We start from the raw sequence: 13,649 nt of genomic DNA, 5'->3' as shown, positions 1-13,649 counted from the left end.
AAGGTCCCGACTTGGATATCTAAAAGCGGGATCTTTTTTTCTTGAATCTGCTCAAAAAGTGACGTACAGAGGCGGTCAGATGATATAATCGGGTGAAGTGTTATTGTCTCACCAAGTTATTTTCGAAAAGGTTTTCGGAAAATAGTCTGTTTTTGTTTGTAACCGCAATCATAATACACACAGAAAGTGAGAGCTGAGATGAATCAGAAAAAGCTTTTTACGGATGGATGGCAATTTGCGAAAAGTAAGCTGGAAGTTACGGAGTCTACGGGATTAACGTTTGAACCGGTTGAGCTTCCTCATGATTGGCTGATCTATAATACGCTTGAACTGTATGAGGACAGCATCGGATGGTATCGCAAGACATTCCCATATACGAAGGATGACCAGCAGCTTCTGCTTTGCTTTGACGGGGTGTATATGGATTCTTCCGTATATGTAAACGGTCAGCTTGTTGGAGAGTGGAAATACGGCTATTCGGCTTTTGAGCATGAGATCACGAGTGCTTTGGTGGAAGGTGACAACGAAATTGTAGTCAAAGTTGTGCATCAGAGTCCCAACAGCAGATGGTATTCGGGGGCTGGAATTTATCGCAATGTGTGGCTCAAAACGAGAGATCGGAATTATATCGTCACAGATGGTACCTATGTATCCATTCAGCAGCAGCCAGAAGGTTGGCAGGTTGAGGTGGATACGGAGCTAAGTCTCAATCAGAACGCACAACTTGTGCACACGATTTGGTATAAGGGTAATCAGATCTTTTCCAGCAAAGCGGACGTTACAGCTGCAGCGGGTAAAGACACCGGACATGAAGAGATACAATCCAACACCCAACAGCTGACGGTCGATCTTCCGAAGTTATGGAGCCCGGATGAACCGAATCTGTATGATCTGGTAACGGAACTTCAATTAGCTACAGGTGAGCAGGGCTATGAGACAATCGAGTCCGTCACACAGCGGATTGGCTTCAGGGATATCAAGCTGGATGCGAGCGAAGGATTCCACCTGAATGGGGTCAAGATGAAGCTGAACGGTGTGTGTGAACACCATGATCTCGGTGCGCTTGGGGCTGCTTTTAACCTGACGGCACTGCGCAGAAGATTTGTGCTGTTGAAAGAAATGGGCGTTAACGCCATTCGGACCGCTCATAACATGCCTGCCAAAGAGTTCATGGAACTTGCGGATGAGATGGGTATGCTGATCGTTTCGGAAGCGTTCGATATGTGGGAGAGAGCCAAGACCCCTTACGACTATGCGAGATTTTTCCCGGAATGGGCACATACTGATGTGAAGAGCTGGGTGAAGCGTGACCGTAACCATGCAAGTCTGATCATGTGGAGTATCGGCAACGAAATTTACGATACCCATGCGGATGAGCGGGGCCAAGAAGTAACCCGCATGCTGATGGATTATGTACTGGAATTTGATCCAAAAGGCAATGCAGGTGTGACGATCGGTTCGAACTACATGCCGTGGGAAAACGCACAAAAATGCGCTGATATCGTGAAGCTCGCAGGATATAACTACGCGGAGAAATACTACGACAAGCATCATGAGGAACATCCGGACTGGATTATCTATGGTAGTGAAACCTCGTCTGTGGTGCAGAGCCGTGGGATCTATCACTTCCCGTTTGAGCAATCCATACTGGCAGACGATGATGAGCAGTGCTCGGCTTTGGGCAACAGTACAACAAGCTGGGGCGCAAAGTCAGCAGAATATTGCATTTTGGCAGAACGAGATACGCCGTATTCCTTGGGGCAGTTCCTGTGGACGGGATTCGATTATATTGGAGAACCAACACCGTATCATACGAAGAATTCGTATTTTGGACAGCTGGATACAGCAACGTTCCCGAAAGATTCCTACTATATTTACCAAGCAGCCTGGACGGATTATAAGAAAAGTCCGATGGTTCACCTGTTCCCTTACTGGGATTTCAGCCCGGGTCAGCTGATTGATGTACGCGTGTGCAGTAATGCGCCGAAGATTGAATTGCAGCTGAATGGCAAAACAATCGGCACGTATGATATCGACCATGCAAAGGGAACCCAGCTGGCAGGCTGGTGGAAAGTGCCATATGAAGGGGGTGAGCTTAAAGCGATCGCTTATGATGAGAACGGTAACGTAATTGCAACGGATGTGCAAAAATCCTATACAGATGCGAAGAAGATTCGTCTGCAAGCCGATCGGGAGCAGCTGCAAGCAAATGGTACTGATCTGATTTTCGTGGAAATTCAAGTGGAAGATGAAGCAGGCAATCCGGTGCAAAATGCCAACAATCGTGTGAAGGTCCAAGTGACAGGTGCAGGTCGTCTGCTCGGTCTCGATAACGGGGACAGCACGGACTATGATCCATACAAAGGACTGAGCAGAAGGCTATTCAGCGGCAAGCTGATGGCAATCATCGGGGCAACGAACGAATCGGGAACGGTGAAGATCGAGGTGACCTCGGAAGGATTGCAAAGTGCAGTTGCCGAGTTCGAATCACAAGCTGTTGCAGGCGCTGGAGATCGTACCTTAGGTGATTCCGAGGCGGCTGCAAGTCAGGAGCAAACCGTACTCATGAGTAATACGGAACGTCCGGTTCTGACGGGACGCGTGCAGGAGATTCCTTTGCGGAAAATCGAGATGATCAGCGAAGGTGGACAGCTGTTCGACGCATCGAAACAGCAAATGACGGTGAAAGCCAAGCTGTATCCGGAGAACACATCCTATCGGGATATCGAGTGGGCAGTGGTGAACGATGCAGGTATTGAATCCAACATTGCCAAGGTCGAAGCCAATGGCCTGGAAGTCAACGTATCCGCTCTGGGCGATGGGGAATTCCGTCTTCGTGCGACGAGCAGTAATGGTACCGATAAAACGAAACTAATCTCCCAACTGGAGTTCAAAGCAACGGGACTGGGCACGGCTTACAAAGATCCATACGGCTTTATTACAGGTGGACTGTACGATTACACCAAAGGAGATGTCGGTAACGGCAATGAACGTGGGGTAGCGACAAGCCGGGACGGGGAGACACACGTGGGCTTCCGCAATATCGACTTCGGGCCGTACGGCTCCGATACCATTACGATTCCAATTTTTGCGTTGTCCAGTGAAGAGTACTTCATTCAGATCTGGGAAGGTATGCCGGATGAAGAGGGAAGTACACTGCTGGCAGATGTGGTGTATGACAAAGAATCCAGATGGAATGTATATCAGGAAGAGACGTATCAACTGTCCAAGCGGCTGAGCGGGATTACGTCGATCTGTTTTGTACTGAAGCAGAAGATTCATATCAAAGGCTTCTCATTCGAGCGCCAAAGCCGCGCATTTGAGCAGAATACGGCTGCATCATGCGATCATCTCTACGGGGATACGTTCAAGATCGAGGGTGATCATGTCGAGGGGATCGGAAACAATGTGTCGCTGGAGTTTGAAAATATGGACTTCACAACAGAAGGCACGTCCAAGCTTGTGATCTATGGACGTTCGCCGATTGATAAAAACACGATTCATATCCGCTTTGCAGGTGAGAACGGACAGAGCAATCAACTGGTGGAGTTCACACAGTCCGATGGATATGAGGAACGCGTGTTTGAGCTTGAGCAGGTGAAAGGTGTGCAGAAGGTGACCTTTATATTCCTGCCGGGCAGTCAGTTTGACTTTGGCTGGTTCCGGTTCGAGAAGTAGGATGCACGATGTCAAGTAAGTGAAACGCTACCTTCCATTGCTCCAACGGATGGAGTACTGTGGGTGCTAAAAGAGTAATCCCCTTCAAGTAAACGGTGTTCGTTAAGAACAAGATGTTTATCTGAAGGGGATTTTTCTTATGTTGAAGGGATTCATTTGGTGTTAAAGCGACTCGGTTAGCTTCCTGAATCTTTCTTATCAGCATCGTCAATGGTCAGCATCGCTTTCTCTGAATCCCAGGACACGTTCAATCCCAAACCACGCAATACCTCAAAAGGCACTGTAGTTGCTCCCGAGTAATTATTGATGGGCTCAGGTAGCTGCATGACTCGCTCCTCAGATGCATCTGCGGAAGTTATAACATACTGTGTTTCGTTAGGTCGGATTGTGATTGTCCGATTGTCATATTTCAACGTATAGTGGTTCAGGCTACCTTCCACCTGATGAATCTCAAATTTTGCTCCAAGTGCTGTGGCGATGGCTTTGATTGGCAGTTGCACGGTCTTAGGCGTTTCAACAGCGGCATACATTGACTGGAACAGCTCACCGTTCAGATATACATCTGTGCCAATCTTGGCTTGAACGGGTTTGTAGACCATTCCTCCAGATGACGTTGCAGGTGCACCCGCTTCCTCGTATTTATCACTTCCCCAGCCCCAGACGGTTCCATCCGAGGATAGGGCAAGACTGTGGTAATATCCTGCTGAAATATCGGTAATGCCGGATAAATGGTTTACTTTTCCTTCTTTACCGTTCACGCTCCTTCCGTAACTGTACACCTCACCGGATGTCGTAAGTAATAACATATATTGCGAATTTCCATCCATCTTCTTCACCTTGAAGTCGTAATCAAAGGCGAATGCTTTCCCTTTCTCGTCCACACCCCAGACTTTCCCGTTCTTATCCAGTGCAAGCAGGGACGTATCTGTACTTGTGATCGAAGATATGTTGGTCAGACCTTTTATCTTGGTAGGTTTGGACAGGACATTCCCGGGTTCGTCGGGCTCGTTCCATGTCCATACGGAGCCATCTTTCTTCAAAGCATATCCATGCAGACCTGCGGATCCAACCTGGATAACATCTTTCAGTCCGCTAATCGCATGTGGTTTACGTTTCAGATCAGAATCGCCTCCTTGAGCGGTAGGGCGCTGCCATGACCATACTGTCCCTTTCTGGAGAAGGGCGACAGTGAAAGAACCAGTCACTACATCCTTCGCAGAGTTGATGCTTTCGACTTTGCTTGGTAGTTTGCCAGCACCCCACTCCCAGACCGTTCCATCTGCCTGAACGGCGGCGTTGATTCCACCACCGGCGGCTGAAATAGCTATTACATCAGATAGTTCCGGTACGCGGATGGGACTAAATGTATGACGATATCGAATGTTCTCGCTCACACCCAGCTCTCCAAACAGATTGCGGCCCCAGGTCCAGACCGAACCATCACTTCTCAAGGCGACTGTGTAATAATAAGCCCCCTCTACGGCGGTATAGTGGAGTTTCTTCTCTGTATTTGCTGCATTCGATTGAACAGAAGTGTTACTGGCGGAATGCTGTACGTTAGTGGCTGCATGAGTAGTTGGCTCAGCTGTCAGCTCCAACAACAAGCTTGATGCAACTAATGCGGCAGCCATTGTAATGGCGAATCGTCGGGACGCTTTACTTTTACTATTAGGTCTATGATTCAAGCGTGAAGTGGGACGTCGTTTTTCTTTTGCTATGTCATCGGATGGGTTAGCCAAACGCATGTGTATCGCCTCTTTTTCAGATGAGATGGAAGTGAAAGATGCATTGTTATATAAACACTTTATGGAGGGTTGAAGTTACATACAAACGATAAAAATTCCTTTATATTGAAAGTCGGTACTGGGTGTGTTTACGTTATTTCTAACAGCACATAGGTAACATGTACGGAGACATTAGCGTCTTAAACATGAGGTGATTGGATGAAAAGGGTACTGCTCACGCTTTCGTTAGCGTTAATGATGTTAACAGCCTGTGAGGCAAACGATCCGACAGTGGATTCTCCAGTGGTTTTGAATTCATTCCCGGAAATTATTGAGCCACATAACCCTGAGCAAGCGGAGCAAAGCGGAGATGTCGTTGTACTTCTCGAAGGCATGCGGAACAAGGATAAGTGGAATACATTTGTGAAGAATGTGGAGAAGAAGCAGCAGGATCAGGTTCGTGTGACGATGTATACCATCGAAGGTGGGGCCATCATCTATGAATTGATATACGATGGCTCAGTCATTCAATCGACTTATGATAACTCAAGGGATGCCTATGGCTCCAAACAGGGGATCACGACCAACACCTGCAAAGGGATCGGTACGATGAAGAGTGAGCAAGGACGTGTTTTTAACGTGTTAACCGATTGTGAGAAGGAAGGCAGTACCTTTTCTATTCCCAAGTGATGAGAGCGGTATCTAACCGTAAATAGTTGAGCTATGTAATTATTCATGCTGTAAATCAAAAAAGATCCTGCGAAGCCGAGGCTTTTCAGGATCTTTTTGCTGCCATATGGAGAGTGAGAGCTGATGGCTTATGCATACAAAGCATTGGATAGTTCGATCAGATTACCGTCAGGATCACGTATATACACCGAACAGATTGGTCCCAGAGCACCTGTCCGCTTGACTGGTCCTTCTTCGATTTTAATGTTCTGGTGTGTTAAATGTGCAATGACTTCTTCCAGCGGTGTGCTGACCAGAAAACAAAGATCTGCTGAACCCGGTGTGGGGATATGAGCTTTCGGTTCAAACTCTTTGCCCCGTTCATGCAGATTGATTTTTTGCTGTCCAAATTGTAATGCTTTTCGGCCCTGGCCGAACTCGACCGCTTGCATGCCTAATACATTCGAATAAAATGCAATCGTTGCTTCCAGATTCTCTACGGTTAACACGAGATGATCAAGTCGTTCTAATTTCATGGATGAGCCTCCTTCAAATTGAATCATTAGGACCTGTGAGACGAGGGTTGTATATAATAGTATGTCATTTATTATACCTTAGAGCTTGGTGTGGTAATCGAATTAGGCAATGGCGAGCCTTCGGACATTTTAACCAATTGATCGAATTTTGGAGTAACATGCACGAATGCGCAATATATCTGCCTAAGGATCTTTACCAACTTCCAGTTAGACTATGTGAAAATGAATCCTCCGTTTGATTCCAATCCCCATTCTAACTTGTTAAAATTTAGGTACATATACTACGGTCAGGTTGGCGGTGAAGACGGAATGCAACGAATCGAGGTACACCCCGATGTATTAGAGGAAAAAGCCCGACTCGTCCAGCAGAAAAAACAGGAACTGGAGCGTATGGTCAGGGAACTGGAGAAATCCATTTATATGCTGCAATCGGAATGGTCAGGTGTGACAGGAGAGCGGTTCTTCTGGGATTTTATGCAGGTGAAAGAAGTTTTCCCGGCCACACTAGGACTATTTGATAAAATTCAGAACGAATTTATTTTTATAGCGAAGAATTTCAGAACAGCCGATGGTTCGGGTGAGGTTGCTCTATATATACCTGAAGAACTGAAACGAAATTTCGGTGTTGGACTGCTGGACAAGTCGGTGGGAGAAACAGTAACCGGAATGGGACAGACGGCGGAGGCGCTCTTTTATGATCCATTCGGCACGGTCGCTAGTGTGGCCTATGGGCTGACTTTGGGTAAGGTGGTCGATGTTGGGCGAGGCATTAAGTTTGCTTGGGATGCAGCCTGGGGAAACGGAACAGCCAGGTCTGATGTAGGTCAATTTGTGGATGAGCAGAAGAAACAGGTGAATGAGAGTGGGGCCGGGTATTATAGTGGTTCTGTGATGGGTCAGGTATTGGCCTATGCCTTTGTTGGCAAGGCGCTTCGTACTGTTGAAAATAAGCATAGCGATCTGGGTGGTGGGAAGGGGAAAGAGGGCGATTTTGGTAGTATAGTTAGGGATGGAAACAAAACAAAATATACGAATCCTGCTGGTAATGAGCTGACGTTTGTTGACCAACACCCTAAAAATATTGATCGTGATGTTGTTAACTTTTTGAAAAGTCCAGACGTAGGTAAAGCCACTGAAGCCAAGGTTGCCGACTTTATCAACAAAGAGCAGCAAGTTACAGCATTTGGGCAAAAGATCCTAAAGGAGAATGGCGAACCGGCGGGTGATCTAGACGTAGTTACCAAAAATGCAATTATTGAGGTGAAGGCTTCAATTAAAGCTGTAAAAGAAGATCAATTCAATAAATTTATGGATAAAAACCACGAGTTATTCTTTAATCCAGAACAAAAGCAGGTAATTCTATATATTGATAAACCGTTAAACAATTTGAGATCAGAACATTCACAAATGTTAGAACGCATTGAAAAGCAAGGTGTAACTGTTGTGAATTCATTGGAAGAATTAAAGGGGGTATTAAAATAATGGGAACTTCCGCATTTATATTAACGGAGAGAAAAAAATATACAACTGAAAAGTTACTATCAGATTCTATAGTTGCAGCTTTTAATGCAGATGCTATGCTTAACTTTCATAATAGTAAAAATTATTCAACCGATGGACATTTCCTCTCAACTACCATGAACATAAGCCATAAATTAATCAAAGAAAATAACTATTCGTTTATCTTCTACGTGGATGCAACAGATAATCCGGGATTGGAATTTTACTATAATGATGATGTTGGGCTAGAAGCAGACAGAGATCTTTTTCAGGTTGGCTGCATAGAAGAGATATACGGTGTTCAGGAACTTGTTTTTGAATTTATTTACCACTACCTCAAGTTAAACCCTAATGATTATTTTTGGGTAGCAGACTATGACTGGGTTTACAGTTGGGAGGATATGAAAAAATTAAAAGCTCTACCTTACGACCCGGATTGGTGTTATAAAAATCCGCGATCCTAAAGATTATTAACATGTGACATCTAGAAATATTAAACAGCCTATTCCAACTTGGTTACTAAGTAGGAACAGGCTTATTTATATAATCTGATTCAAGGTTAGTTGAGTTAGTATAACTCCTTGGTAGTGGTGTTTACTCAATAACCATCCAACTAATGGGCCTTGTCGGAGGAGGAATGTAAATCATGAGACTGAAAAAACGATTTCTAATCGTTGGATGTTTAGGTTTTGCAGTGCTACTCGTTCTAACCTATAGCTTTTATAAAGAAAAAAGAATATACGAAGAGTATTTAACGATGAATGTACGACAAGATATGGTTGATATGAAGAGTGCGATTTTAAACAATGAATCCTATTTTAAACGCATACTGGAGAAAGAGAAAATAACGAACGAGATGATAGAAGATGGAGAACAAGCGAGGCAGCTATCTTATAATTTGATGAATATGATTCAGATTATTAATAAGAATAATTTGATGAATCAAAGCTTTAATGAAGAAATGACTGTACTAGCCAGACCTGCCAAATCATTAACAGACAAACTAGATCGAAGTGACACGTTGCCCCTAACGCTTCAACGTATGCTAATAACATTCGACAGATTGGATGCCACAAATTACCCTTTAACACCTGAACTTAAAGCAAGAATTATGGAGTATCAACAGTTAAACAACCGATGGTTGAAAGTAGTTGGGGATCCTGAATCAACGGAAATTAATGAAAAGGATTGGCCACAATTTTTGAATGATCTTGAGAATGAGAATAGAGTTTATTTTCAAGAACAAAGTGTCAATCACGTTGATGAAGTGTGGAGAGACTCACTGAATCCGAGATATGAGTGGTAATTAAGAATAAAACTTGATACTAGATATGAGATGCACATTGGAAGTGGAGTACTCCTGCCGTTTAGAGGTAATAGGAAGAACTCCACTTTTTCGATATCAAAACAACTAATGAAATTATTCCCATACTGGACGATAATATAGTAGAAGTAATACTTAGTTATACCAATTATCTAACTCACCATATACATAGAGAACTATCCACAACCATCCTACACCCATACGAGGTACATTCATGAAACAAGGCATATATGAACAGCTTATCAACACCATCACCAGGCAGGAGATTTCTGCGCTGGACCCGGATGTGTATAACATTGGGACCGAGAAGCTGGATGCGGAGGAAGCGCGCAAGTTGCTGTCCACGTATTTGGCGGCGGTAACGCGGCGAGCGCTCAAGATTGTACGGGAACAGACGGAAGATAAAACGGCAGTGTTGGCGCAGATCCGAACGTGTAATGAGATTATTACTACCCTGAAAGGCACACTGGGGGAAGAAGAGTATAACGAATTGCAACTGGATGAGCAGGGGGAAGTGTTGACCCATGTGTATTCCAAGTTGAATAGCATTCGTGCGGTCCGGGATACCAAAATCGTTCGTCCAGATACGCCGATCTCCCAAAGTTCATTATTCACAGGCGCGAAGTCCGAACCGAGTATGTTACTGGAGCTGCAAAAAGAGATCGTGACCGCCGATCGGATCGATTGGCTGGTGTCATTTATCAAATTCAGCGGACTTCGCCTGCTTCTGGAACAGCTTCAACAATTCACAGCCGGCGGCGGGAAGCTGCGGATCATCACGACCAACTATATGGAAGCAACCGACCTCAAGGCTATTACTGAACTTAGCAAATTACCTAACACAGAGATCCAGATTTCGTATGATACCAAAGTGACACGGCTGCACGCCAAAACGTACATTTTCCACCGTGATACTGGATTCACGACAGCCTATGTCGGCTCCTCTAACCTGTCCAACCCGGCGCTGACCAGTGGTATGGAGTGGAACCTCAAGGTGACGGAGAAGGATTCACTCGACGTTCTTCGCAAGATTGAAGCGACCTTCGAGAGTTACTGGAATGACCGCGAATTCACGCGATATGTGGCTGAGGATGAAGGACATGAGGCACAGTTGAAGGCGGCTCTGAATCGCAAAAAAGATCACCCAAACCACTTTCACCTCGACATCCAGCCTTACGATTACCAAAAGGAAGTGCTGGAACAGCTTCACGCCGAGCGTACGCTGTATGGACGAAACCGCAACCTCATCGTCGCCGCCACAGGTGTCGGCAAAACGGTCATCTCTGCCTTCGACTACAAGCGATTCCGGGCAAGCCATGCGGGAGCCAAGCTGCTTTTTGTCGCCCATCGGGAAGAAATTTTGAAGCAAAGCCGTGACACGTTTCGGTATATCCTGAAGGATATGAACTTTGGTGAGCTGCATGTCGGAAATCACCGAGCGGAGGCGCTGGACCACTTGTTTGTTAGTATTCAGAGTCTTAACTCCATGAAGCTGACGGAAATCACCAGCCCAGACTATTACGATTACATCATTGTGGATGATTCCACCATGCCGCAGCGCCCTCGTACCAGAAGTTGTTGTCACACTATGAGCCTAAGATTTTACTAGGACTCACTGCCACGCCGGAACGGATGGATGGCAAAGACATTACCGCCTACTTCGATCATACGATTGCCGCCGAGATCCGTCTGACTGATGCGATTGATCGGAGGCTGCTGAGTCCGTTTCAATATTTTGGCGTCACCGATACTGTCGATCTGTCCCAGGTGAAGTGGTCGCGTAAAGGCTACGACCTGAATGAGCTGGAGAAGCTCTACACCCATAACAAAATCCGTGCCAACCAGATCATACAAAGTCTGAACAAATACGTAACCGATCTGGACGATGTGAAGGGACTTGGTTTCTGTGTAGGGGTGGATCATGCGATGTATATGGCAAAAATATTTAACGAAGCCGGCATTCCATCTATAGCCCTGCATGGTGGGTCGAGAGAACAGGAGCGTCATTCTGCGAAAGGACAGCTGGTGAACGGGGAACTGCGCATGATCTTTGTCGTGGATCTGTACAATGAGGGCGTGGATATCCCTGAGGTGAACACCATTCTGTTCCTGCGTCCTACCGAAAGTCTGACCGTATTCCTGCAACAGTTGGGACGTGGACTACGGATGGCAAAGAGTGCCTGACCGTGCTCGACTTCATCGGACAAGCGCATCAGGAATACAGATACCAGGATAAATTCCGTGCCCTGATCGGCGCTACCAAACATTCCATCTCGCACTACGTCGAGAACGGCTTTTCAAATCTACCCCGCGGCACGTTCATTCAATTGGAAAAGCAAGCGAAGGAATACATCATGCGCAACCTCAAGCAAATGAGTCGTAATCGCAGAGCGTTGATCCAGAAGCTTCAAACCTTCCAACAAGACACCGGACTGCCGCTGACACTGGCTCATTTTGTGGAACATCACGGGATGACACTAGTTGAATTGTATGGTGGACGTACGGGGAGAAGGTGCGGCATGTTGGCCGAAGCCGGACTGACAGAGTCAATCGAGAGTGAACAAGATGAGTACATCCGCAGACTGCCATCTGTGTTGACGATCAACTCCCGAAGCTGGCTGACGTTCCTGATCGACTTTATTGAAAAGGGCAAAGAACCGACGACGGCGGATGAACAGCGCATGTTGATTATGTTCTATTACACTTTCCACCGGGCTGCGCCCGAGAAATTGGGATTGAGCAGCATCGAAGAGGGTGTACAGCGTGTGTTGTCTTGTGAGGCATTCCGAGCAGAGCTTGTGGATATTTTCAAATATAATCTGGCTCATCTGCGATTTGTGGATAAAAGCAATTCATTCCCGTACACTTGTCCACTGGATATCCACTGTATGTACTCCATCGACCAAGTGCTTGCCGCCTTCGGCTACTGGAACGCTGAGCAATCACCCGCCTTCCGTGAAGGGGTGAAGTATTTTGCCGATGAGCAGACGGATATTTTCTTCATTACATTGAACAAATCGGACAAAGATTTTTCACCCTCAACGTTGTACGAGGATTATGCGATCAACGAGCGGCTATTCCACTGGCAGACACAGAGCAGGGTGTCGGAGCATACGGCTACTGCGCAGCGGTATATTCATCACCGCGAGACAGGCAACCGGATTGCGCTGTTCGTGCGGGAGTATAAGGAAGAGCATGGCTATACGTCACCATTTGTCTTCTTGGGGGAAGCCGATTATGTGAGTCATGAGGGGAACAAACCGATGAGCTTTGTATGGCGACTGCGGGAAGAGATGCCTGCGAAGATGGTGGCGGTGGCGAATAAGTGTATTGTTTGAAGATTATTTGAAAATATAAGTTATTATAAGTTGGAATGGAGCTGTAAGAAAGTGTGGAGTCAAATTGCGGAATGGTCAATAATATCAAAAATTAGTGGTCTGGGCAGTATAATTGTTTTCATTGGAACTTTAGTTGCTTTTATAAGAAAAAATCAAATAATAACTACTGTAACGTCTACTAAAATCGAGCAATTATTCTTCACTAAAGAAAAGAAGTTATATGTTAGAATGTTTAAATTTTTCATGAATTTTATTTTTTCTGTTTTGTGTAGTTGCCTTATAATTATTTTCTTTTACGAAATTAAAATTAGTTCGTCCATTGTCTACTATATTCTATGGGGAACTATTACTAGTTATGTTGTTCTAATTTATGTATCTTATTTTAAGATAGATGTTTTTGATAGATTACTTCCAAAAGCCAATAAATTTATTGTGGTATCCATAATCTTTATTTTTCATATTGGATGTTTGTTCTCATTTATACCTGGTTTTTTAGTTGCGACAATTTTAGAAAGTCAATTATCTATAAACTTTAATATAATTGAACAGTTGTTAGGTTCTATTATAGCTATTCTTTTAACCATTACCTTCGTGAATATTTGTTTTGTTGCTTTGACAATTCAGACAGCAACGCAACTTTTGAAGAAATACAATAAATACTCTGAGGAGTGTTTTTACATTAAGGCTAAGGACAATATAAAATGGTATATCTATTATCCTATTGATAATGAGTATTTTTTACTTGGTAATGAGTTACATATTGAGGAAGCGACAGTATTCCGCACAAAACAACGATCAGAGATACTCTCTGAAAAAATTTATTTTTTAAGATTATTTAGAAACGGAGAAGAATCAATAGATTATCACATATAAAAATCAG

Annotated in this window: 8 protein-coding genes and 1 pseudogene; 7 read left to right on the top strand and 2 right to left on the bottom strand. The window is 44.8% G+C overall.

Annotation, left to right across the window (positions count from 1 at the left end):
• Positions 1–198 precede the first annotated feature (198 nt).
• Positions 199–3,678 (top strand): glycoside hydrolase family 2 TIM barrel-domain containing protein, encoded by a 3,480-nt coding sequence (locus DC345_RS29145; protein ID WP_113056105.1) that lies wholly within the window; start codon positions 199–201, stop codon positions 3,676–3,678.
• A gap of 176 nt (positions 3,679–3,854) precedes the next feature.
• Here the strand turns inward: DC345_RS29145 and DC345_RS29140 are convergent, their stop codons facing one another.
• Positions 3,855–5,423: a stalk domain-containing protein gene (locus tag DC345_RS29140; protein ID WP_113056104.1), complete on the bottom strand. Its 1,569-nt coding sequence runs from the start codon at positions 5,421–5,423 to the stop codon at positions 3,855–3,857.
• 198 nt (positions 5,424–5,621) lie between these two features.
• On the opposite strand from DC345_RS29140, the gene DC345_RS29135 reads away from it, so the two are divergent.
• On the top strand, positions 5,622–6,092 hold the full coding sequence (locus tag DC345_RS29135; protein ID WP_113056103.1) for a DUF4362 domain-containing protein: 471 nt from the start codon (positions 5,622–5,624) through the stop codon (positions 6,090–6,092).
• 128 nt (positions 6,093–6,220) lie between these two features.
• Here DC345_RS29135 and DC345_RS29130 read toward each other — a convergent pair whose 3' ends face one another.
• Positions 6,221–6,607, bottom strand: a complete 387-nt coding sequence (locus DC345_RS29130; RefSeq protein WP_113056102.1) for a VOC family protein — start codon at positions 6,605–6,607, stop codon at positions 6,221–6,223.
• Positions 6,608–6,916: 309 nt separating this feature from the next.
• Between DC345_RS29130 and DC345_RS29125 the strand changes: the two genes are divergently transcribed.
• The 5 genes and pseudogenes from DC345_RS29125 (at position 6,917) to DC345_RS29105 (ending at position 13,642) form a co-directional block, all read left to right on the top strand.
• The gene (locus DC345_RS29125; RefSeq protein ID WP_181586773.1) at positions 6,917–8,089 is read left to right on the top strand and encodes a WXG100 family type VII secretion target; all 1,173 of its coding nucleotides are present in this window, start codon (positions 6,917–6,919) and stop codon (positions 8,087–8,089) included.
• Positions 8,089–8,571: a hypothetical protein gene (locus DC345_RS29120; RefSeq protein WP_113056100.1), complete on the top strand. Its 483-nt coding sequence runs from the start codon at positions 8,089–8,091 to the stop codon at positions 8,569–8,571. Before DC345_RS29125 ends, DC345_RS29120 begins: the two co-directional genes overlap by 1 nt.
• Before the next feature lie 182 nt (positions 8,572–8,753).
• Entirely contained in the window at positions 8,754–9,413 is a 660-nt protein-coding gene (locus DC345_RS29115) for a hypothetical protein (protein ID WP_113056099.1), read from the top strand.
• Between the two features lie 232 nt (positions 9,414–9,645).
• A pseudogene (locus DC345_RS29110) lies at positions 9,646–12,769 on the top strand (DUF3427 domain-containing protein).
• Positions 12,770–12,820: 51 nt separating this feature from the next.
• Positions 12,821–13,642, top strand: coding sequence for a hypothetical protein (locus tag DC345_RS29105; protein WP_113056098.1), 822 nt, complete (start codon positions 12,821–12,823; stop codon positions 13,640–13,642).
• Positions 13,643–13,649: the final 7 nt, after the last annotated feature.

The organism is Paenibacillus taichungensis, from assembly GCF_003287275.1.
GTDB lineage: Bacteria > Bacillota > Bacilli > Paenibacillales > Paenibacillaceae > Paenibacillus > Paenibacillus taichungensis_A.
Note: the sequence above shows the minus strand (reverse complement) of the source record. Positions and strands in the feature narration are given on the sequence as shown.